Raw genomic sequence first — 23,488 nt, forward strand, 5'->3', positions numbered from 1 at the left:
CTTACTGCTCGCTAAAGCGCGTCGCCTCAAAGCTGTTGAGTATTCTGTGAACCGTATAGGTCACAAGCAGCGTCGCAACAATAGCAAACAAAATACTGCTCACGCGATACAGCGCACTGAACATTAAGTCACCATCCGGAGTAAGATATTGGCCGAACAAAATGCCTAATGTGGTTAAGCCGCCAAATCCGGCTCCCGAACCGCTAGACTCTTTCACGTGCATATAGCTGAACATCATAGCCCCAATCCAAAGCAATGGGACGATAAACAATAAGGTATCCGACCAATCGTATAATACAAGTTGTCCGACGATACCAAAGGTCACCCCCATCAAGGTCCCCATTGCTCTTTTTCGCGCATACCCTAAAGCACCGTTCCAATGCATAGGAAACAATAAAAGCAAGGTTGTCGCCTGAGCAGACATAGAGTCACTGAGGTCAAATAGCTGGAATACAAGGAAAGACATTGTAGCGATACTCGCCCCCATAAGGGCTTCATGACGCATGCGATGACTCTGTTTAGGCTGCGACGGTTTCGCTGGTGGCTGACGAGGTTCCGCATCGGGAATCAAAAATGTCACCACATAAGCAACGATCACTGAAATAACATTCGCTTGCAGATTGCTAAATATTAGGTCATTTAAGTCAGTGGTTGGATAACTCGCAAAATGCAGCATGATGCTTAAGCTCAGTACGCTGTTCGCTCCAAATAAGAATAAGCTCCCTTTTGACATACAGGCGAATTTATACAGAAACAACCCGAATGCAATGATTGTCATCATGCCAGGGTGCCCACCAAATAACCCACCAAGAACACCAACTTCTAATCCACACACAACCGCTGAAAAAATCAGTTGTCGTGCGGCATGTAGACTCATGACTGGCACCATTCCAAGTAACAGCATCGGGGTTACAGTAAAGAATACGCCATAGTTCCAACCAAATACTTTACATAAAGTGAAACCAATGGTCGCACCAGTTGCAATGCGCAAACACTGACGGAAGTCGTTTTCCGACATGGGGTGGTCCCATAACTTCATATCGCCTCCTCGTTAATAAATATAATGAAGAAGACTCAAGAATTGGATCTGGCACCTCGCTAACCAGCCAGATAATGCGTTTTCTGGCAACAACTGCACGGTTGCTCGTGCCCCTGCTGGAAATGCGCGCTGCTGAGGTTCATCGATAGCTAAATGTAAACGTAAGCGCTGCGCGTCTCTCACCCAACGGTTTGAGTCAGTTGGTGTTGCTAAGCGACCATCCGCATCGAATTGACCCGAGCTGACCCCGGCATCCACACTCGTAATACGAGCTTCAAATACATCACCAGGTAAGCTATCAAAAGCCACTAACGCACGGCTGTTCTGATTAAAGTGTCGTAAACTCTTTTCACGAAAGTCGGCAATGATATCCACGTCATCGGAGACTAAAGCGACAAGAGGTGTACCAGCTGCCGCATAGGCCCCCGTCTCCAGCTGCAAGTTAGCGACAACGCCATCATGTTCCGCCGAGACTTGAGTGTAAGACAGATTAAGTTCCGCTTGTTTTAGCTGGTTTTGCGCCACGCGGATATTCACATTCGTTGCGCCTAAATCACCGCGGTTTACTTCCAACTCTTTTAAACGAGCACGTGCGGCCAGTAAGTTCGCTTTAGCTGCCGTTGCACTGCTCTGTGCGTCATCGCGCTGCTGTTGCGAAGTACCATTACGGTGAAACAGGGTATTAAGACGTTTTGCTTCGCGAACTTTTTGTTCCGCCACGATTTTGCTCGCTTCAACGTCTGCTTTTGCCGCAGCAATAGAAGCATCAAGTTGTTCGTTGTTTTGAATCACACGCTCAAGGTTAAGTTGAGCCTTTTCTACGGCGAGCTGATAAGGCTGGGGATCAATCTGAAATAGTAGATCGCCTTGGCTTATTTCTTGGTTGTTGGCAACATAAAGATGCGTAATCTGCCCACTCACACGGGGGGCCACTTTAGTTACCACACGCGTTGCCATTGCCTGAGGCGTCAACGGCATGGCGAGATCTGCAACTAGAAAATAGGCAAAGACAAGGACAAACGCGACGCAAGAATATTTGATCCAACGTGCGAATTTTTGATCTGGAGTCATAGGCGTTTACTTCTCTTTTTATTCGGTTTTCTGACTTATTCGCTAAGTGAATCAAGCGCATTGTGAGCAATCTGATCAAGAATCAATGAAAGCTGCTGAAGTTCCTGGTCGTTGATGTCCGTTAGGAGCTTGCTTCGAACTTGAAGAATTCGAGCCTCCATTTGCTTTAGTAGGGTTTTCCCCTCTTCTGTGAGGCTAACAATACGTGCTCGCTTATCGTGTTCACAGCAATGGCGAACGATCAGAGATTGCTCTTCTAATAATTTTAATGTTCGCATCAACGACGCTAACTCGATCTCAAGCGCTTCAGCCAAATGCTTCTGACTGATGTTGTCACCCATTCGATAAAGCTTCCATAACGCAGTCCAACGCGGATACGTTAGGTTTAAAGGCTCTAACTCGCGATCTGCAACCATTTTCCACAAACGAGCAACACGAGATAATTTTTCAGCCAGAGAAAGGTCTCGCAAACTGTTGATGTCTTGAATCATAAGATCTACTCAATTACTTAGCGTGCTAAGTAATATAAAATAGTTAGCACGCTAAGTAAATATCTTTTTGTGATTGAAATCACGTTGGGTGTGTCAGTGAAGGGGCAGAAATCTAAGTAACACAACACTATGTTTGAACTTGAAATGCAGCGATGTACACAACAAACGTCGAGACCAATAAAGTCTGATTTGTATAAGAGTAAAAGGGTCAGATACAAAAAAGCACAACCCACTGTCATGGTGTTGTGCTTTTCAGATAATGAATAATTGGGTTATCTCGTAGTGAGCCAATTCCTTATGTTCGCTCAACTAAGAACCGCTGCTTAAAATCCACAAATGCTTCATGGAGCGCATTTTCTTTAATCGGCTTGAGAAGCACGTAATTCGCACCCGATTCCATAAAGGCGTCACTGGTTTCTTTCGCGGTGTCAGCAGTACACGCATAAATTGGCGTGCCTAGTTTTAGCTTTTGTCGGATCTCTTTGGTCGTTTCAATTCCACCAAGATGCGGAAGTTGGTTGTCCATCAGTATCAAATCGTAAGTATGATCTTTTAAGAATTCCATTGCTTCTAACCCATCTTTCGCCCAATCAACCTGCATTTTGTACTTGTTACAAAACGCTTTTAGAATGAATGCGTTAGTATGGTTATCCTCTACCAACAACACTTTGAGACTCTCTGCAAATAGTTCACCTGGCTTAACTCGCAAACTCGAATCAAGAGGGGTGAGTACTCGCTCACGATCTTTCACTGGCATTGTAATGACAAAAGTCGTTCCTAAGCCTTTCTGACTGCGGACTTGAACATCACCTTCCAGCATGTCGACGAGGCTCTTCACAATGGTCAGCCCTAAGCCACTGCCGCCGTATTCTCGAGTCGTTGTTGCTTCTTCTTGAACAAAAGGCTCGAACATTTGGTCGAGTTTGTCAGACTCGATGCCGATACCTGTATCCGTAATTTCCACGACCAGCACGCTATTGTCAGCGCCATAGAACTGCTCAAGTTCAGCATGCAAGCGCACGCTACCCGAGGGCGTAAACTTTACTGAGTTACTGACTAGGTTGAATAAAATTTGGTTCAGACGAACTTGGTCAGTAAAGATTTCAACATTGGGATCTATTTTGTTTTCAATGACAAGGTTGACGCCTTTACTTTCACAAATAGGACGATAAATGTTTTCTAACGTTCGAATTGTATCAGTGAAAGAAAACGGGTGCTTTTGGATATTAAACTTACCCTGCTCAATCTTCGAAAAGTCCAAAATATCATTCAAAACAGCAAGTAAGTGCTCACCACTATGTCGAAGTACGTCAATTTGGTTATTCTGCTCTTCTGTTTCCACAGAGTCTTTTAGCAATTGAGCAACCCCTAAAATTCCATTGATTGGCGTTCGGATCTCATGGCTCATTTTAGCCAGAAAGTCGGCACGGGCTTGAGCAGATTTCTCTGCTTCTTTGCGCGCCAAGTTACTCTGTTTTTCCGCCTCAATTAGCGTGGTAATATCCTGACCTTGAACAATAATACCGCTAATATCTCCATCAACTCGAATCGGCGATAAGTTCCAGCGATATACTTTGTCTCCAATTGGCACATTAACGCCTGTCAACGTAGCTCCCTGAGCCGCCATGCGAAGGTGTGGCATCAACTTTTCTTTGAAACCTTTGAACACTGGGTGCATGGTTTCAACATCGTTTTCCATGACTAACTCTTTGCGTGCTGCCGGATTGATTTGGACAAGCACACCCGATTCAGACCACACCATAATAGGTGATAACGCAAAGTTAAACAGGTCGCGGAAAGAGCGCTTTTGTGCTTCAAGCTCTTCAAAAGTGTTTTCTAGTGTCGAACCAATATGATCGAATTCCTCAATATCTGACCCCTCAAAACGCTCAAATCCTTTTTCTTCACGAGCCGAGCGGGTATATGCCATCAGGGATCCTAACTCTTCAACTACTCGATTCTCGATCCATTCTTTAGTCATTAGCGCAATCATGACCATACCGATAACTGAGGCTAGCATTGCTAGCAGGTGTTGGATTTGCAATGTCACCACGCTCTGATTGTCTTGCACAGTAAGCAAGCACAAGTCAGTCTCGGCGGCATTTACCTCAATAGGGGTTTTGATGATCAATAATTGGTCAAGCTTGTGCTGGGACTCTCGTCGTTTGAGTACGTCAAATATTTGATAAGCCTCATCTCCTACTAATGAGCTTGCCAATGGTGTGTTGTTAGCGACCAACACAACATTGTCGACGTTGCCTTCATTTTTTAACCTTTCCATCAACCCAAAGTTATTATCTAAAACAACAACATTGTAAGAGTACCCCATCACTTCACCGGTTTTAGGTTGTAAAACGGGTACGCGACGAAGTAACAGATGGCGAGTTCCCATCGGGGTCTGTGAGGGTAGATAATACCAGTTGTTGCTAAAGGTCACCTGACTGGCAAGTCGGCTAAGTATCAGATTGTTGATGCCATAGAAATGCGCGTTGCCATCGTCCCAAATAATACCTTGATGATCGGTTAGGAAACGAAACTCTGGTGTATGGGAAGGATCACTCTGGTCAATACTCATGAAAAAGTAATTGAGTGCCTCTTCATCACGTTCTGTATAAAAATCCAATACAACATCACTTTTCGAATTGCTGTTGTGATGAATCTGAATCGCTGCAAAATGGCTATCAAAAATGTTCAGGATCAGGGCAGAGGTCTGCTGCTTGGTTCGGTCGACTTCCTGCCAAATAATCTGCTTCGAGAAGTAATAACTCTGAACAAAGATGCCTAGAATGATCGGAGCAAGTACGAGAATAATTATTTTGGTAATAAGCGTCGACAGTGAGCGACGCTTTCTTGTTTTTGATGTAGTTGTCATCAATTATCTGAGTATCTAAATGCACGTTTTCTTAATGCTTCAATTCTTTCTGGAGAGTCCGATTTGGTAACGACTTCAAAATCACCAGAGTAAACGGTGGGAACTGGCTTTCCTTCTAAATCCCACTTAATGGCCTCAGCCATTGCAATACCTGTATCATCGTTCATACGCATAACGGTAACGTCTAACTCCCCTTTAGAAAGCGCCTCTAACTCTGCTGAACCGCCGCCCCAACCATTGATCATGACATCATCACGACCTAACTCTTTAAGAGCGTCAACAGCACCTAATGCTACATCGGTAGAACACGCGTAAATGAAGTCAACGTCCGGATACTTCTCCAAACTGGCTTTTGCAGCTTCATACCCAGATTGCTTTGTTGCTTTGGTGTAGTAAGCAGATTGTAGTTCAAATTGATTATCGCGGTTCACTTGGTTGATAAAAGTGTTGCCTCTGATGTCACTAATGTAGCCCTCTGAGAAGTAGAGAACACTATAGTGGCTATGTTTAGGGAAACGCTTGCCAAACTCAACGGCCAATTCACGACTTCCTTCTGCGTGGTCGAAACCAACATAAAGAAACGGCTGATGATGTTCCCAATCCCTAACAGGTGTGGTGATATTTTGTAAAATTAACTTGGTTTTCTTTGAATCTAAGACATGCTCAACAAACTTACGATGTCTTGTGGTATCTAGAGTAAAGATCAAGTAATCGGAGTTGCTTTTCAGCGCCTCCATTAAAGACAAACTTTGCTGCTTTATATCTGCATTAGGACGAGTAAACACTTGATTTAGTTGATAGTCGATATCAAGCTTATCTAGGCGTTTTTCAAACGCATCGATGTTTCGAATCCAATAATCAGAGATCTGCTGCCCTGGATAAACAACAGAAATTTTCAGTGGACGCTTTTTGTCTTTTGCTACGGGTACAGGGGTTTCTCTTACCACTTCAGCCAACGCACTAGTTAGCTGCTTCTGTTGTGGAAACTGGTCTAAAAATTCTTGATATGCCCAATACCCATTAAGAACTTGGGTGGCCTGCACATTCGGCGTAAAAGCGGCCATTGAAATCAGGGAGAATACTAACGCTTTTTTCATCTACTGCTCTTTTAGCTTTTTTATGAGCCTAATTCAGCTCTATTCATTACCTAGCCGAGTCATCCTATACTCTTGTAATCTACCTTCCTCTTAGTGTCTGTTTCAATAGTAAATTGGTTCTTGGTCTGAGTGGATGCAAATAAAGTACATTGAGTCGCTTCCTTTGTCTCGATGACGTAGAGACATTTCGCGCTTTTCATACTCGGGACCTTTAAACAGAACACCAGCCCATTATGCGTCAGTTTATTCCTACATGGTACTCCAAAAACAAAAAGAAACCGCCAATGTGACATAGGCGGTTTCCGTGTATCTTTGCGTAGCAAGGGCTTATCAGAGTGCCACTATCTCTAACATCATTTGTTGATGTTCGTCGACGACAATATTTGCTTTTGACATAACGAGCAGCTCTTTTTTCGCTTTAGTTAGTTGCTTAATATAGTACTCTGCTCGCATGGCAAGCGTCTTTGAGTCAAAATCCGATGACCATTCCAATACCAAAGGGCCTTTTCCCTTCAAAGCTTTCGCTCCTTTCCCGGTTTGGTGCTGATTGAATCTTCGTTCAACATCATTGGTAACACCACAATACAACGCGTTGCGGTTATTTCGTATCAGGTAGACACTCCAACGCTGCGTTGTATTTTCCATCATGAAAGCAGTGACTCAACCTTAGCTTTTAATTCATCCAGCTCTTCTTTCAGCTGAGCGACTTCGAGCTCTAGCTGACTTACTCGATCGGAGCTCGAGCTTGAAGCAGACACAGGCGCTGCAAGTTCGGACGCATCAACATCACCACAGAACAAATGCATATAACGCGACTCCCGCTTACCAGCCTCACGTGGTAATTTGACCACTAATGGTCCTTTCTCTTCGCTTGCTAAATGCTCAAGGACCGTTTCCACTTCTTTTACATCATGAAATGTCGCGAGACGATTAGTACGAGTACGAATTTCCCCAGGTGTTTGAGCACCGCGCAAAAGCATACAGCATACAATGCCCTTCTCCTGCTCTGTCAGCTTTAAATCACCAAATTCCGTATTACAGAAACGGTGTTGATACTTGCTGACGCGGCTGTTGAACGCACTTTCGTCACTGACGAGCCTGCGCTCAATAAGAGCATCAACGGCATCGAGTACGTCTGACTCAGAGAGTGACATCACGGGATCACGGTTGCTTTTTTGATTACACGCGTTGGTTAATGCGTTCAGGCTGAGGGGGTAAAGATCTGGGGTAGTGACTTCTTTTTCGATCAAGCAACCAATAACTCGTGCTTCAATTGCCGTTAGCTCAACTTTCATAATGCATTTCCTTATTATTTTTGCATTTGACTTTGTACCTAAATCGCTTCGAAATCATACGCCATAAATTCACACAGCAGTGCAAGAAGCGTTAGCGGTTCAGGTGTTGGTGTCAGGCTAAAGCATAGCGTAAGACCTGACACCCCTTACGAATAGGGTCAGGTATCAATGCTCCGAGAGAATCGGCACTCTCGTCAAATTGCCATCTTGGTCGACCATCATTATTTTTGAACGATTAAGCTCAACTTCGATGATTTCGAGTTGCTCGCGAGCGTTGATATACGCCGTTTTTAACTTTTCAGCCACAGAGCGAGTGACTTGCTCATTATCTTGACTATTTACTTGCTCCGCAGTGTTACCAGAGTCCATATCAAGTTCATCATTTTGCATTCAATGGTGTTGATAATATAGTGAAGGCCACGTTATGACAATGAATCGATGGATTCTACAATGTTGGCCAAAACTCGAAGAAAGCAGCACGATTATATGGACACAACGCAATTGGTTGAGAAATGTTCAACTCTGCATTGCTATTGATCTAAAGACTGTTATGCCACTGGATGTTGTGCTTTAATCGAGGAAGATATTCATAAAATTAGGAAAGAGAACTATGAGTAGCGTATTTGAAATCGTTAACCAAGCTCGTCGTAAAAACAAACTAAAACGTGAGCTTCTTGATAACGAGAAGAAAGTTCGTGATAACCGTAAACGTGTTGATCTTCTAGAAAACCTTCTAGACTACATCAAACCAGAAATGACTCACGATGAAATCGTCGCAATCATCAAAAATATGAAAGCAGACTATGAAGATCGTGTTGATGACCACATCATTAAAAGCGCTGAGATCTCTAAAGCACGTCGTGACATCAGCCGTCGCATTCGTGAGCTGACTGAAGAAGACAAGCAAACTAGCGGCAAAAAATAAACGCGTAAGCTAGATTTTCGAACCCCGAGCAAGAATATCTTCCTCGGGGTTTATTTTTGTCTCTAAACTAACCGCCGTGTACAATCAATCTAACTCTTATTCCTAACGCATTCAGCTTTCTATGTCTTCAACTACGACAAGTACACAACCAACGCTTGCAAAACAATTATTTACGATGACCTGGCCAATGCTATTTGGCGTTCTGTCTTTAATGAGCTTTCAGCTTGTGGATAGTGCGTTTATCGGTCAGCTCGGCGTTTTACCGTTAGCCGCTCAAGGTTTCACTCTGCCTTTGCAAATGGTCATTATCGGTATTCAAGTCGGTCTAGGGATCGCAACGACAGCGGTCATTTCTAAAGCTCTTGGGGCGAATGAAAGTCGGTATGCCAAACAACTTGGCGGATTGGTATTGATGATCGGCTCAATTGGTGTCGCTATTTTTGGCGGGCTAATTTGGCTTTTGCGCTACCCCATTTTAGCTCTATTAAGCGCTCCAGAATCTGTTATGCCGATAATCGACAGTTACTGGCCTTGGTGGTTATTAAGCTCATGGACTGGTGCAGTTTTGTATTTTTACTACAGTATCTGCCGAGCTAATGGCAATACAATGTTACCTGGCACAATGATGATGATAACCAGCGGCGTGAACCTTGTGCTCGATCCGCTATTTATTTTCACGTTTGACTTGGGTATTAACGGAGCGGCAATAGCAACCATCGTCGCTTTTGGGTTTGGTATTTTAGTCGTCGCTCCTCGCGTGAAAAAGAATCACTGGGCAACGACACAATGGCAAGATCTTAACGTAGCCAAAAGTGTTGCATCTATCGGTAACATTATGGGCCCTGCGATGATTAGCCAACTGCTGCCACCGTTGTCTTCCATGCTAGCAACAAAATTATTGGCAAGCTTTGGAACCGCAGCAGTCGCCGCTTGGGCGCTTGGTTCACGCTATGAGTTCTTTGCTATCGTTTCGGTCTTGGCGCTGACAATGTCTATGCCTCCAATGGTTGGACGCTTACTTGGGGCAAAGAACTATGAAGATATCCAAAGGCTCGTCAGTATTGCCGTAAAATTCATTCTAGGTTTCCAACTTTTGATTGCTGCCATTACATTTGCCGTCGCAAACCCACTCGCATTATTGATGACAAGTGATGTGCAAGTGGAGCAAGTCTTGGAAATGCATTTACTGATAGTGCCGATCAGTTTGGGTTCATTAGGGGTTTGTATGCTAATGGTTTCTCTTTGTAATGCATTAGGCAAATCTTACACCGCGCTCACTATTTCAGCGCTGCGCTTGTTTGTCTTTTTCCTACCGTGCTTGTGGGTTGGCGCTCAAATGGATGGAATCCGAGGTTTACTCTTAGGCGCTTGTATCGGCAACCTGTTAGCTGGTGTTTCCGCATACCTAACCTATCGCCAAACCATACGCAAACTCGCAGGCGCTCAAGCCAACGCACAACAATGAATAATCAGAACTAAGCCCCTGAAGTGGGGCTTTATCGTTTTGACGCCTTGTCTAAGTTGAAATGTTAGCTAGGCGAGTTTTAATTCACTAAAGAGCTCAAATAACTGGTTCGATTTATACGGCTTAGGTAAATAAGCATCCATGCCTGCCGCAAAACAGTTGTGGATGTCTTCTTCCAAAACACTCGCAGTGAGTGCGATAATCATTGTTTTTTCACGTCCTGCTTTCTTTTCCCAACGACGAATTTCTTTCGTCGCGGTCAGTCCATCCATCACGGGCATCATGCAGTCCATTAAAATTGCATCGAATTCTTCTCCCTTTGTGATGGCTTCTAACGCTTCTTGACCGTTGCTTGTTATCAAATAGTCATAACCTGCTTTATCCAGAAAGAAACTCGCTATTTTCTGGTTCATCAAGTTATCCTCCGCAATTAAGATCCTCCGATGAGAGCGCGACGCTCGATATTCAGAGCTGACAACATTATTGGTGACATTGTCACTTGATATAGTCTTTTCAACCTTAGCTAAATCATCAATGACATGCTTAAATCGATTGCCAAGGAAAGGTAATGTGAGTACGGCATGTACTTTTTCTGCATTTTCGTAGGGAGTGGATAAATGATGCTGGCAAATAATCACACGGCGAAGATCGTAATTAAATGATAGATTATCCAAGATTTCATCGGTATTAGCGTCGTTACTGTGGCACAGAAATATGACATCAAAGTCATCATTTATCGCTTGCACTTCATTCACATTATTAACACCAAAGAGATTGATTTTCGCTAAGCGACACTCTTTTAATACTTGGTCGGCGTAGTCGTAATTTGAGCAGATCAAAAGCCCTTTATTAATTACCTCCGAACGCCAGCCAAACACCGGAATTGCTTCAACCTCAATCGAGAACTCAAAGCATGTTCCCACTCCTTTTGTAGATGTTGCTACGAGCTTGCCCCCCATCATCGACACAAGCTGACAACAAATAGCCAAACCCAACCCTGTGCCGCCAAATTGCCTCGACACTCCTTCATCTTCCTGAGTAAAGGGTTCAAAAATCGTGGTTAACTTATCTTGATCAATGCCTATTCCGGTATCTTCTACTTTAAACTTCAGCACTCCACGTTCTTTCTCAAGTAACTCCTCATAACTAACATCAACGCATACATGCCCACTTTCGGTAAACTTAACCGCATTCGATACCAGATTCGTAACTACCTGTTTGACACGATGATCATCGACCATCACGCGAATGGGGATATTTTCAGCTAAATTAATACCTAACTTTAGCTGTTTAGATGTTGCTTTGGATTGGAATAAAATCATCGACTGATACACGACTTCTCGGATATCCGCTTCTACTAGTGACAGCTCCAATCGTCCAGACTCTATTTTAGAGAGATCCAATATATCGTTAAGTAAAGTAAGCAGTGTTTGAGATGAGGAGTCAATGTCATCAACAACTTCTTGTTGATGCGAAGACAACTCACTTTGAGAGAGTATTTCTGTCATGCCCATGATCCCGTTAAGGGGCGTGCGGATTTCATGTGACATGTTGGCAAGAAACACAGATTTTGCACGATTAGCCGATACTGCTGACTCTTTTGCATGCAGTATTTCTTCAGTTTGTCTCTGCATTTCTTCAACCACTCGATTCACTTGCTGAGCAAAAATGGTCAGTTCATCACTTCCATCAACTTTGACTTTTGTTTGCTTCTCTTCGGAGTTGATCAACGCGTTTAAAGTATGAATGATCGCATCGAGTTTGCTGTTAACGCGGAACCAAGTACTAAATCCGAGCCAACAAAGCAGGATAACCACTAAGGCAACGCCAAAACTGATCATGGCTATATTGGCCTTTTGTTCATGAACCTGCGTGAGAAGCGACTGCTCAGTTTGTTTGGTGAACCCATCGATGAGCACTTGTAAGCGCTGCACACGAAAATCGAGTTCTTTTAAATACGCGGCGTAGTCACTTTGTGACATGTCTCCTGATATTAATTGTCCGCGAGACGCCAAGTTTCTCTGATATCTCGGCGAAGTAAACAAGCCAAGCAATTTATCCACTTGCTCGTATGACCCACCTAAGTTTAAAAACGCATCCAAATTTTGCTGCTGTCGGTCAATCGCCTGATAAAACATGCTTTGACTTAGCCGACTCTTAGGGTCTTGGACTAAACGGTTCGTCAGCCAAGCTTCTTTCTGTGTCCAAAAAGAGAGCTGAGCAAGGTAGGCAATAAAATTTTGCATGCGAATGCCATCGTCACTGCCATACCATTGATGATTTTGCAACAAAGAGCGCGACATATTTTGGAGCTGTTGAAATGTCCAATCACCCAGGTCGTCCATCTCACTCAATCTACCTGACAATACCCCCAGCATGGCTTCTTTCAGTTCATCAGCATACTCAGCAGTATTAGGGTTACTCACAAACTTTTGATGCAAAGAAGAAATAACTTCACCTTGTTCTTCAATATTAATGGCTGCAGAGACTTGAAGATCAGGCTGTCGGCGTACTTTCTCTATGGAGTAAATAAAGTGGGAGGCCTTGGATATCAATTGGAAACCTTGAATATTGCTAACCGTTTGATTGAGACGGCTCACGCGCAACGCATTATCAGAAAACTGCTGAACTGCAAACACCACTATTACCACAGCGGGTAATAGTGCGAGGAGTGCTAAGCGTGTTTTTATTGATAATCTCAACATCCATCAGCCTAATGGTTGATTTCATCCGTTTATTTAATATTAGACTAGTTTCTTGCATTGAAAGGCATATACGACATTGTTACTTTCAAACAACATTCACCTACCTGGATTATGGTTATTGTGAGTATTTTATCATCGGCTAATGAAGTGGAAATTGTGATTCAAGTCATATTTTTTGATCTTAAAGTTGGATGCAAACAATAAAGTTTCACTCACAACTAAGAGTCGCCTCACTTTTCAGGAAATCATCTATTGTATGTTTACCTATTGAGTTGCCTTATCGAGTCAAATCACACAAAAATGCAAAATATCCATTTTTGTCAACAAAACTAATTTGAAAGCAAACGTTATCATCGCAAAAAAAGTAAGTTACTTTCTAAATGTCAATACGTGAAAACCACTGCTTTAGTCACATTAATCCACCACTAACGTCCCCTTAAGTAGTGTTTTACACTGGATTTAATTTTCCTAGCAGAATAAGGACTCCGACCTTAGAATCCGCACACATAACTATTACAACCCGATTACATAACCCACCACACTCTTGCACGCTGCCGAAGAGGCAACAGCAGAGAGTATGGTTAGCCCCCAAAACGTGAAAGGTCTAATACAACAATGAGTCCAGAGAAATATCTCCAAGACTGGCAAACTAGCCAAACGATTGCTGAATCTATTTCCCCTCTAATTGGTAAGCTATATCGTCAAAAAGGAATCGAAGTGGTTCTGTTTGGTAAAACGCTTATTAATGCTACTACTATAGACATTCTCAAAACTCATCGCGTTGCAAGACGTTATACCGGTAACCCACTTTCGCTTGAGCACACGATGCCTATTATTCAAGCGCTTTGTGAAATGAGCATTTCTTCATGCCGTGTCGATGTTGGCCAATTGGCAACTATGTACTGGAATGAACATGACGATACAAGCTCTCTAAACGATTTCCTTATCACTGCACTTGATGGCGCTCGCGACGCAGATTCTTCATTGAAAGCGCGTGATGTGGTTCTTTACGGGTTTGGTCGCATTGGTCGACTACTTACTCGCCTTCTCATTGAGAAAAGTGGTCCAGGTTACCCACTAAGACTACGTGCGATTGTGGTTCGTGGCGGTAAAAAAGGCGATTTGGAGAAGCGTGCTAGCTTGCTGCGTCGTGACTCAGTTCACGGTCAGTTCAACGGTAGCATTGTTATCGATGAAGAGCGTAAAGCACTGATCGTTAACGGCAACTACATCCAAATCATCTACGCAAATAACCCAAGCGAAGTGGATTACTCAGCTTTCGGTATCAATAACGCGCTAGTTGTTGATAACACAGGTGTTTGGCGTGATTCTGAAGGCCTGAGCCAACACTTAGCGTGTAAAGGCGCAGAGAAAGTACTGCTAACAGCACCAGGTAAAGGTGACATCAAAAACGTTGTATTCGGTGTAAATGAGTCGGTAATTAAAGAAGATGACACCATCATCTCTGCGGCAAGCTGTACAACAAATGCAATCACGCCAGTCCTTAAGGCTCTGAACGATAAATATGGTGTTCTTTCTGGCCATATTGAAACCGTGCACTCATACACAAACGACCAAAATTTGATCGACAACTTCCACTCTGGTGACCGTCGCGGACGTAGTGCTTCACTAAACATGGTTCTGACTTCAACAGGTGCGGCAAAAGCAGTTGCTAAAGCATTGCCAGAGCTTGCAGGCAAGCTAACAGGCAACGCGATTCGCGTACCGACACCAAACGTATCTATGGCAGTCGCTAATCTAAACTTAGGTGAAGACGTAGACCGTGATTCACTGAACGATTACTTGCGTGAAATGGCGTTGAACTCTGAGCTTTCGGCACAGATTGACTACACCGATTCAACAGAAATTGTATCAACTGACTTAGTTGGTTCTCGTCATGCAGGCGTCGTAGATGGTCAAGCGACTATCGCACAAGACAAGCGTTGTGTACTTTACATCTGGTACGACAACGAATTCGGTTACAGCTGCCAAGTTGTGCACTGTATGGAACAAATGATGGGTGTTCGTTACCAAACATTCCCTCGATAGGTGAACTTTGCTCCACAACGTTAACCACATAGCGTAGCGGACAATATCTCATATTTGTTCTAAATAATAAGCGCCATGCGCATTACTAATATTTTTCCCCGTTTATACGCCTGATCACCCTCAGGCGTTTTTTCGTTTCATTCATTTGACACTCTCCGGACAAAGTGAACGTCAGCATTCATGTTTTGTTCATGTTCACAGCATTAATCTGAGCACATAAATTACAGAGAGGTCATGATTATGAATCGGATTATTGTAACTGCACTAGCACTGATTACCGGCTTTTTTACATTAGTATTTAGCTTGATTATTGCGATTCCGTTGACCATCGCAGCATTAATTACCGGCAAGCGTATTGAAAAGCGCGTCAAGAAAATGCAGAGAGAAATGCACGAAGAATATGAGTTTAATACAGGTAAAGCAGATGCGATTGAAGGTGAATTTGAAGAGGTTCGCCGGTAAGTAAATAAGATTTAGATGAGTTTCTCTCCCCCGACAGCTCCTGAGAAACTTCTTGCTTTCACCCTGTCCTTAAAATGGCAGGGTGCTTTTTTGAAAAGCACAATATTGAATAAGCACCTAGCGGTTTATTGCTTTATCTTTTTGTTGTAGGAGGCTGTGTAACCAGCCTCCCATAAATCACCATCGACACCAGAGTATGGGTTGGATTCTTTCGGAGCGCCGCTTAGGCAAGCATCTTTGCCTTCCTTCTTAATTTCATCGATGTGATTTAAAACAAAGTCAAAGTGTTTAGGATCAGCCTTTTGTAGTAACCCGTACAAAAGGCCAAAGCCAAGCATCGTAAATACAAACAGTTCAAAAAACACCCAAATGCTCTTTGTTGAAAAGAATATCCAAGCAACGCTGCAAACACTGGTCAAAATTACTACTGGAGCTAAATCTACTATTCTTTGCATATTGCTCTCACCTTCTAAACGGTCATGGAGTCTCTACCCCTTTCATAGGGTAAGTAAGAGGAAAGTCCGTTTTTATCCAATAAAGCACTCTCGACTTAATATGCAACACTGTTAGTATTAACGTTAAGTGGCTATCGTTCTCATTATAACAATGCGTTGGAAAGTAGCTTTCACAGCAAATGAGAATATGAACCAAAGTAACACTATTGATAATATTAATTTTAGCAACGTTTAGCGTCAGAATTACGTAAATTGTGTAAGGGTTACTGAGAGTAGACAAAAAAGCAGCCACACGGGCTGCTTTTAGTATTTCTGTCTTGCGAGCTTGTCTATACCGTTACGACCACTCTAAGAGCCAGCAGCATGAGTACTACCCCTGACAAACGATCAATCAACACTGCCTTAGAGCGAATTCTGTCAACGACTTTAGAGCTCGATAGCACTAGGGTAATAAAGGTGTACCAAAGCCCATCCACAACAAACGGCGTGGCAACAATGATCATCTGATTACTCAAATCATTACCGAGCGCGACAAACTGACTGAATAATGCGATAAAAAACAAAGCAATTTTGGGACTTAAAATCGAGATAAAAAAGCCTTCTCGCGCAGACTGGATTACCGTTGTCTCCTCACCTGACTCCAACTTCGCAGCCACACCACCTTTTGAACGCAAAGCATTAAACCCTAAATACGCAAGATATGCCGCACCCACAAGGCTAATCGTCTTGAACAGCATCGGGCTTTGCTGCAAAACAACAGCGAGACCAATCAAGGTAATAAACGCATATATACCAATGCCAAACGCATGAGCCCAAGCCGTAGCTAATCCATTGATACGTCCACCAGCCAACGAGTGCTTAGCGACAATAGCTAAGCTGGGACCTGGTGACATAGCCCCTAATAAACACACGGTAAAAAGTGATAACCAAACTGTTAGTGTCATAAGAATCTCCCCTCTTTGAAGCTCACTCTATCAACGGAAGAGGTATAATTAGAAATCAAAGTTATTCATACTAATCATGACTTCAAGTCATAGCTAAACGGTGTACGTGTTAGCGAATGGAATATTCAGAAATTTGCATTACTGAGCGAATCTCTTCTCGCACCCATTTATGCGCAGGATCCGTGTCGTATTTGGGGTGCCACATTAACCAATATTGATGAATGGGTGTTTCGAGTGGTAATGCTTTATGGGTTAAGTCCCAATGCTTAGCGAGGTTAACGGCAATATGTTCAGGAGCCACCATCAGGTGCTCACTTGCAACTAAGCGATTGATCGCAGCAGAGAAGAATGGAACCTTAAAGGTAACGTGGCGGGTGTGCCCTAGCTCTTTCAATGCTAAATCAGTGTAGGAATCTTTGTCTCCGCCGCCAGTCACTTTGATGTGTGAATATGAAATCAAGTCTTCAATACTGATCTGGTCCTGCTTTGCTAACGGATGAGAAGATTTCATCAAACAAACTGATGAATCCTCACCAATTTTAACGCTCGACACACTCTGTGGTTTTTCTGGATACATAGAAGACGCGATATGGATGCCCGTCTCATGAAGTTTATCAAGAAAGTTGGGTTGCCACAGTCGGTACGCCATATCTAGCTGTGGCGCTTGTTCACCCAAGTGAGAGGCAATATCGGGCAATACGTATTGCGCCACGTAGTCACTAGAAGCAATAACAAGCTCACCTTGCCACTGCCGCGGCTCAAAAGGTTGGTCATCGAGTAAATGGTCAAACTCAGCCAGTAATGCATCAAGCTTTGATTTTAACGCTATTGCTCGTGGCGTTGGTATCAGTTGATTACCTTGACGAATAAGCAGTGGGTCACCACACAGATCGCGCAATTGTGCAAGCTGTCGACTGACGGCAGACTGCGTAATGTGCAAACGGTCTGCGGTCCGGCTGACATGACACTCCTCTAAAAGTACATGCAAGGATCTAAGTAGATTCAAATTAATGTTGTTTAACATATTCGCTCAGAAGGGTTTTCAACATGGCATCCATTCATGGTCACTTCACAAACAGGTTCCCAGTCGTGTTAAAGAATTCAGCTAAGACGGTATGAGTCATCAGGTTTCGAAGCTCTGGATATCGTTGAATTTGATCTCTGATTTCGTTCAAGCGAGCCATCGTAGGCACTTCGACAAAAACCATCATGTCCGTCTCACCGCTGATCGCATGACACCATTTTACGCCATCAATTTTGTATAACTCGTCCGCGTATGATTCGCAATAATACGTAGAGGTTGATTTATCGAACTTTAAGGCAAAATAGGCGCAAATCGAATCCCCACCCGAAGGTGCAATTTCAGCGTGATACCCTAGAATCACTTTGTCATGCTCTAGCTTACGAATACGGGCCGTTACCGCAGAACGAGAAAGGTTTACTTTATCCGCAATTTCAGTCACCGACAGCCGAGCGTTGTGCCTGAGCAGATCCACAATCTTATGATCAAACTTGTCCATACCGTTACCAAGCTTTCCTTATTTTTCTCATTCTATACCGATTCTAACTGCATAAGAAACCAACATTTTGTTGGAATTATTTAAAACAACCGTCATATTGACGGTTTAGTAAATCATTTTGTTATTAACATTTTGGATATGCTATTTGGCGGGCATGAGATGAGTGCTGTTATCCATTTCAACAGAAAATAGATAACACATTGAAATCAAATTCCCAACTTAAGTACTCAGCACATAAATAGCATCGCTTAAACACATAAAACGAAATAACCAGAAGCCACAAGCTTTTTCGTAATAAGCCTCATAACATTGGATGAATCAATTCGCATGGAAGAGCTCAAAAAAGACATTTCACTCACATCAGGTATCGCACAGTTATCCACCACATTAATGGGAACTGGGCTGTTTATGATCCCGGCTATCGCAGCAGGTATAGCTGGCCATTTTTCACTATGGGCTTGGATTTTATTGTTCATCGCGATTTGTCCTATTGCGCTGACTTTTGCTCAACTGGGTAAACGATACCCCAACGCGGGCGGAACAGCCTTTTTTGTACGCAAAGCCTTTAACGCCAAGCTGGAAAGTAGTGTCGCTTGGCTATTTGTTAGTGTCATTCCGGTAGGGGTTCCGGCCGCGATTGCACTCGCCGCAGGCTTTCTACAACAAATATTGCCAGAGCCTATTAGCAACAATCTGTTTGCACAAGTTCTCACGGTAGTACTTCTTGTGTTCGTCAACTTGATGGGCACAAAATCATCAGGTCATTTACAAACTCTTATTGCTTTGAGTGTCTTCGCACTTGTTGGCGCATTTTTATGGAAAGGCGACGTTAATAGCGCCGATCTTGTGATGCCCGCCATCACACAAGAGTCAATTTGGCCTATTACCGCAGCGTTAGGCGTGATGTTCTGGTGTTTTGTTGGCATAGAGGCTTTTGCCCATATGGGGGAAGAGTTCAAAAACCCTCAAAGAGATTTCCCTATTGCCATTGTGGTCGGTTGTTTTGTAGCAGGGGCTACCTATTGGGCATGCTCTGTCGTTATTTTAAAATTTGGCGCGTATGGCAACGCTCAATTTGATAACGCATCCATCCCCTGGCTTAGTGCCCAACTACTAGGCGATGGAGCCAAATGGATAATCAGCTTGATAGGTTTCTCCGCTTGTTTCGCGAGCGTTAACTTATACACACAGAGCCTAGCGCGAATGGTCTGGGCTCAAGCTCGGGAACATCGTCCTTCTAGTCCACTAGCCAAGATTTCGCGTCGTGGTGTCCCTTTCTCAGCCACCATATTAGTTGGCGGTATATTATTGATATCTTGTGTGATAGGAACCCTATCACAGCTCGATCTGGAGTTTTTCCTAAAACTCGCAAACAGTGTATTCGTTCTGGTTTACATGTTGGCGATGTTAGCCGCTTTTAAATTGCTTCGAGGATTTGGTAAAACACTTGCGGGACTGTCCCTACTGCTTTGTACCGGTGTTTTTATATGTTTAGGCTGGTCAATGTTTTATGCACTTGGCATTTTTACTCTACTTTTACTGCCTTGGAAACAGTGGCGACATAAGCGACAAACACGTGTAGTTGAATAGTCATCGCTTCCCATTTCGAAATATGTGAGCTAAACGTTGGATACCAGCGTCTATGTTCTCTACCGCGATATTGCCGTAACCAAGCACGGCACCATGCCAGTGACGTGCTTGAAAATCTGGGTATTCATAATAGCTCAAAGGTCGCAAGATGATCCCTTCATGCTCTGCTAGTTTCGTAAAACGCTGCTCATCCATACCGTCTTGCCATTTCAACGTAATATGAAGCCCCGCCGCTTGGCTAACGACGCAAACACGGTCGCCAAAATGCTGTTGAATGGATAAATGCATCTGTTCATGCTTAGTTTTGTACAGTCGACGCATTTTTCGAATATGACGTAATAACCCACCTTCAGTAATAAAATCTGCCAATGCTTCTTGTGTATGCGTCGGCGAATCACCACTTAACGCATCCTTAACCACCAAACATTGCTCTACTAAACGTTCAGGAGCTACAAGGTAGCCAAGCCGCAATCCGTTAAACATCACTTTACTGAAGGAACCCACATACAACACACGCTCATCTCGACCCATTTGAGCCGCTAGCCCCTGTAAGCTGGTATAGGGACGATGAGCAAACTGGAATTCGCTGTCATAATCGTCTTCGATGATCCAACGTGACTGTTCGACTGCCCAGTTGATGATCTTCCCTCTTTGCTCAGTATTGAGTGTGGTGCCCATCGGATATTGATTGCTTGGGGTGATATACAGGGCATCGGCATCGCTTGTGGTCACCGCTTCCACATCAAAACCTAATGTCTCTCTTACGAACAAAGGCTCAAATTGATAGTTTTGGAACTGAATCAACTTCCGCATTTGCGCGTAACCTGGTTGCTCCATCAGAACCTTATCACCTTGTTTGAGCACTACCATCGTCGCAATCGACAACGCTTGCTGCGCCCCAGAGGTAATAATAATGCGCTCTGGAGAACAATTCACTGAACGGCTTGATGCGAGGTAGTCAGCTAAAGCACAGCGCAATGCCCAACTACCCTGAATATCTTGATTCCCCAACAAGCAAGTACGAGACATATGGCGAGTGAGTAACTTTTGCCATTGCGCCATCGGAAATGCGTCCAAATCCGGCACACCCGGTGCAAATGCGCGGTTGATATCAAAGTGAGCTTTCGGTGATGAGTCTCTCTGAACTGAACTAGGTTCAGGCAAGTACTGCTCTGGCAGTTCTACGGCAACATAAAAGCCAGAACCTTTTTGGCTGTTCAAGTACCCTTCCGCCACTAACTGTTCGTAGGCAGAAATCACGGTATTCCTACTTAGATTAAGCTCTTGTGAAAGCTTCCGCGTAGAAGGCAGCTTCCCATTCTTCACCCACAGTCCTTGAACAATTTTCTTGCGAATAGCCAAAAACAACGCTTGCTGACGCGTTCCTTCACTGTCTTTTAAATGTAGGTCACCGATATCAATCAAAGACAAACTGGATCCATCCATTAGTTAAAACTGGCTCTCTTTAAGCTACCAGTTAAACGCTACATTGCAATCAAAGAATGAGGATAAATCGCTCGTAATCGTGAGCAAGCAAGGAGAGAAAATGCTATCCAACACCAATAGAACGGAAATTAAGAAAGGCGCACATAAAGCCGTCTCTGATGTTAGCAAACTGCACGCCATCATAGATGAAAGCCTAATCGCTCATATTGCGATAACCAACGAGTCAGGCCCTGTGGTCATCCCTATGCTGGCATGGCGTGTCGATGATTACGTGTATATCCATGGTGCCAACAACAGTCGACTGTTACGCTCACTCAAACAAGGAGTGCAAACGTGCTTAACCTTTACTTTGTTTGATGGTTGGGTATTGGCTCGAAGTGCGTTTCACCACAGTGCGCATTATCGCAGTGCTGTGGTCTTTGGCCAGTTTGAGGTGGTGGAAGATAACCAAGAGAAAGACAGGTTGCTGAATCACTTTATTGAACAGATCGCTCCGGGGAGAACAGAACAAATCCGTTTGAGTAATGAAAAAGAACTCAAAGCCACCATGCTGCTGCGTATTCCACTCACAGAAGCATCAGTGAAAATCAGCAATTTTGGCGTCAACGACGATGCGGAAGACATGGACATCCCTGTTTGGGCAGGTGTCCTACCCTACCGAACCGTCGTAGGTCCACTGCAAGCTTGTGACGATTTGTATGAAGGTATCGCAGAGCCAGACTACCGCAGTGCCTACTCTAACCGTTGGCAGGAATAAGCACCGTAAAACGTGCGCCGCCTAAGTGACTCTCGCCGACAGAAAGCTCCCACCCCAGTTGCCGCGCTGCACTGGTAGCGATGGCAAGCCCTAAACCAAAGCCTTTCATGTCGGCGTTGCGGCTTTTGTCTAAGCGCGAAAATGGCATAAATACTTCTTCTCGCATCGCCTCAGGGATGCCCGGACCATCGTCCTCAATATCGATGCTCCAGCAATCCGCTACCGTTCGAATCGTCACCTCAACGCAGGACTCACCATAACGCTTGGCGTTTTGCAGTAAATTATCGAGGACAAGGTTACCCAAAGTAGGCTGAAAGTGAATCAATTGGTTCGCGAGTTTATTTTCTGCTCTCAACATGGCGGACTCTAAGCCTAGGTAATTCATGCGGCTTTTACACCAAAGTGGCAGTTCCATGGTTTCAACAGAATCGATCCATGAGTGGTTTTTCACACTCAAGCGAGACAGCATGACAATGTCGGATGTTAAATCCGTCACGACATCAACGTATCGTTCAATATCGTCATGTAACTCTGCCTGCATTTCACCACTCGTGCGTCGAGCTAAATCCGTCGCTAGCTGAATACGACTCAGCGGAGTGCGCACTTCATGAGGAATAGCTTGAGTAAAGATGTGTGTTTGGCGCACTCGTCTCTCAATCTCTTCAGACATGCAGTTGAAGCCTTGGGCGAGCTCTTTCACGGGTTGCGAAAATTGCTTTAGCTCGACTCGCGTATTCAACTCACCAGAACCAAATTGTTGTTGCGCAGCCGTTAGTTGCCGAATTTGGCGGTCAAGACGTCGTACAGGTATGTAAACCATAATGCCTAAACTGCATACAACAACCAAAAGTAGAGTAAGTATAAATACAATCTCAGAATCTTCATTCCAATCAACGTGTGGGCTAAAGAAATCCGTTTTTTCTTTGAAAACTAAACTCTTCGAAGTGTTAGGCAAAGGGAATACCGCAGCATAGGTACTGCCATCAATAAGATAAACAGGTATCCCTTGCATACGGTACAGCAGATTACAATCTCGACAAGGCGGTGATCCGTCCCAGTTTTCAACCAATGTTAAATCAAAGATAAAGAAATCTTGCTTGCCGTTTTCGGTTAACTTCTTGTAGAGAGAATCCGGAGTGCCTCGTTGCTCAATGTATTGATCGACAAAATAAGCACCGTCACTCAAAAAAACACCGACTTCTGTTTTGCGCATGTACTCTTCCCCCATAAAGAGAAACAAAGCAACAGTCAGCGCAAGGCCAGTTACTAACCCCACATATAGACGAGTAAACAGGGAAAACATGC

At 43.8% G+C, this 23,488-nt stretch carries 21 protein-coding genes; 6 read left to right on the forward strand and 15 right to left on the reverse strand.

Annotation, left to right across the window (positions count from 1 at the left end; genetic code table 11):
* Position 1: 1 nt before the first annotated feature.
* The 8 genes from R7Z77_RS09655 to R7Z77_RS09690 all read right to left on the reverse strand — a co-directional run bounded on the left by R7Z77_RS09655 (position 2) and on the right by R7Z77_RS09690 (position 8,234).
* Entirely contained in the window at positions 2 to 1,039 is a 1,038-nt protein-coding gene (locus R7Z77_RS09655) for a DUF2955 domain-containing protein (protein WP_017635179.1), read from the reverse strand.
* 12 nt (positions 1,040 to 1,051) lie between these two features.
* Positions 1,052 to 2,110, reverse strand: a complete 1,059-nt coding sequence (locus R7Z77_RS09660; RefSeq protein ID WP_005373588.1) for an HlyD family secretion protein — start codon at positions 2,108 to 2,110, stop codon at positions 1,052 to 1,054.
* A gap of 35 nt (positions 2,111 to 2,145) precedes the next feature.
* Positions 2,146 to 2,601, reverse strand: coding sequence for a transcriptional regulator SlyA (slyA, locus tag R7Z77_RS09665; RefSeq protein WP_017635177.1), 456 nt, complete (start codon positions 2,599 to 2,601; stop codon positions 2,146 to 2,148).
* A 295-nt stretch (positions 2,602 to 2,896) separates the two neighbouring features.
* Complete coding sequence (gene luxQ, locus R7Z77_RS09670; RefSeq protein ID WP_017635176.1) at positions 2,897 to 5,473, reverse strand: quorum-sensing autoinducer 2 sensor kinase/phosphatase LuxQ; 2,577 nt, start codon at positions 5,471 to 5,473, stop codon at positions 2,897 to 2,899.
* The gene (locus R7Z77_RS09675) at positions 5,473 to 6,570 is read right to left on the reverse strand and encodes an autoinducer 2-binding periplasmic protein LuxP (protein ID WP_104980502.1); all 1,098 of its coding nucleotides are present in this window, start codon (positions 6,568 to 6,570) and stop codon (positions 5,473 to 5,475) included. The genes luxQ and R7Z77_RS09675 overlap by 1 nt, the downstream gene beginning before the upstream one ends.
* Before the next feature lie 330 nt (positions 6,571 to 6,900).
* Positions 6,901 to 7,218: a GIY-YIG nuclease family protein gene (locus R7Z77_RS09680; RefSeq protein WP_005373593.1), complete on the reverse strand. Its 318-nt coding sequence runs from the start codon at positions 7,216 to 7,218 to the stop codon at positions 6,901 to 6,903.
* Entirely contained in the window at positions 7,215 to 7,865 is a 651-nt protein-coding gene (locus tag R7Z77_RS09685; protein WP_213960684.1) for a YceH family protein, read from the reverse strand. Before R7Z77_RS09685 ends, R7Z77_RS09680 begins: the two co-directional genes overlap by 4 nt.
* Positions 7,866 to 8,030: 165 nt before the next feature.
* On the reverse strand, positions 8,031 to 8,234 hold the full coding sequence (locus tag R7Z77_RS09690; protein WP_031777159.1) for a hypothetical protein: 204 nt from the start codon (positions 8,232 to 8,234) through the stop codon (positions 8,031 to 8,033).
* Positions 8,235 to 8,475: 241 nt separating this feature from the next.
* On the opposite strand from R7Z77_RS09690, the gene R7Z77_RS09695 reads away from it, so the two are divergent.
* Both R7Z77_RS09695 and R7Z77_RS09700 read left to right on the forward strand, forming a co-directional pair.
* Entirely contained in the window at positions 8,476 to 8,790 is a 315-nt protein-coding gene (locus tag R7Z77_RS09695; protein WP_005373603.1) for a DUF496 family protein, read from the forward strand.
* A gap of 121 nt (positions 8,791 to 8,911) precedes the next feature.
* A complete protein-coding gene (locus tag R7Z77_RS09700; RefSeq protein ID WP_025767935.1) occupies positions 8,912 to 10,255 on the forward strand; it encodes an MATE family efflux transporter in 1,344 nt (447 codons plus the stop codon).
* A gap of 68 nt (positions 10,256 to 10,323) precedes the next feature.
* Here the strand turns inward: R7Z77_RS09700 and R7Z77_RS09705 are convergent, their stop codons facing one another.
* Positions 10,324 to 12,960, reverse strand: coding sequence for an ATP-binding protein (locus R7Z77_RS09705; RefSeq protein ID WP_136976708.1), 2,637 nt, complete (start codon positions 12,958 to 12,960; stop codon positions 10,324 to 10,326).
* 615 nt (positions 12,961 to 13,575) lie between these two features.
* Between R7Z77_RS09705 and R7Z77_RS09710 the strand changes: the two genes are divergently transcribed.
* Positions 13,576 to 15,009, forward strand: a complete 1,434-nt coding sequence (locus R7Z77_RS09710; protein ID WP_025767937.1) for a glyceraldehyde-3-phosphate dehydrogenase — start codon at positions 13,576 to 13,578, stop codon at positions 15,007 to 15,009.
* Positions 15,010 to 15,249: 240 nt separating this feature from the next.
* On the forward strand, positions 15,250 to 15,471 hold the full coding sequence (locus tag R7Z77_RS09715) for a hypothetical protein (RefSeq protein WP_005373607.1): 222 nt from the start codon (positions 15,250 to 15,252) through the stop codon (positions 15,469 to 15,471).
* Positions 15,472 to 15,596: 125 nt separating this feature from the next.
* Here R7Z77_RS09715 and R7Z77_RS09720 read toward each other — a convergent pair whose 3' ends face one another.
* From R7Z77_RS09720 to R7Z77_RS09735, 4 genes are all read right to left on the reverse strand, one after another.
* On the reverse strand, positions 15,597 to 15,926 hold the full coding sequence (locus R7Z77_RS09720) for a hypothetical protein (RefSeq protein WP_005373609.1): 330 nt from the start codon (positions 15,924 to 15,926) through the stop codon (positions 15,597 to 15,599).
* A gap of 329 nt (positions 15,927 to 16,255) precedes the next feature.
* Complete coding sequence (locus R7Z77_RS09725) at positions 16,256 to 16,870, reverse strand: LysE family translocator (protein WP_005373611.1); 615 nt, start codon at positions 16,868 to 16,870, stop codon at positions 16,256 to 16,258.
* Between the two features lie 109 nt (positions 16,871 to 16,979).
* A complete protein-coding gene (locus tag R7Z77_RS09730) occupies positions 16,980 to 17,894 on the reverse strand; it encodes a LysR family transcriptional regulator (RefSeq protein ID WP_017819875.1) in 915 nt (304 codons plus the stop codon).
* A gap of 40 nt (positions 17,895 to 17,934) precedes the next feature.
* Positions 17,935 to 18,390, reverse strand: coding sequence for an Lrp/AsnC family transcriptional regulator (locus R7Z77_RS09735; protein WP_005373615.1), 456 nt, complete (start codon positions 18,388 to 18,390; stop codon positions 17,935 to 17,937).
* 327 nt (positions 18,391 to 18,717) lie between these two features.
* Here R7Z77_RS09735 and yjeH point away from each other — a divergent pair, with 327 nt between their 5' ends.
* Positions 18,718 to 19,980: an L-methionine/branched-chain amino acid transporter gene (yjeH, locus tag R7Z77_RS09740; protein WP_017635168.1), complete on the forward strand. Its 1,263-nt coding sequence runs from the start codon at positions 18,718 to 18,720 to the stop codon at positions 19,978 to 19,980.
* Here the strand turns inward: yjeH and R7Z77_RS09745 are convergent, their stop codons facing one another.
* On the reverse strand, positions 19,981 to 21,426 hold the full coding sequence (locus tag R7Z77_RS09745) for a PLP-dependent aminotransferase family protein (RefSeq protein ID WP_213967934.1): 1,446 nt from the start codon (positions 21,424 to 21,426) through the stop codon (positions 19,981 to 19,983).
* Positions 21,427 to 21,526: 100 nt separating this feature from the next.
* On the opposite strand from R7Z77_RS09745, the gene R7Z77_RS09750 reads away from it, so the two are divergent.
* The gene (locus tag R7Z77_RS09750; RefSeq protein ID WP_064354862.1) at positions 21,527 to 22,183 is read left to right on the forward strand and encodes a pyridoxamine 5'-phosphate oxidase family protein; all 657 of its coding nucleotides are present in this window, start codon (positions 21,527 to 21,529) and stop codon (positions 22,181 to 22,183) included.
* On the opposite strand, the gene R7Z77_RS09755 is transcribed toward R7Z77_RS09750, so the two are convergent.
* On the reverse strand, positions 22,164 to 23,486 hold the full coding sequence (locus R7Z77_RS09755; protein ID WP_005373622.1) for an ATP-binding protein: 1,323 nt from the start codon (positions 23,484 to 23,486) through the stop codon (positions 22,164 to 22,166). The two genes, R7Z77_RS09750 and R7Z77_RS09755, sit on opposite strands and share 20 nt — an antisense overlap.
* Positions 23,487 to 23,488: the final 2 nt, after the last annotated feature.

The organism is Vibrio sp. 1401, assembly GCF_033340295.1.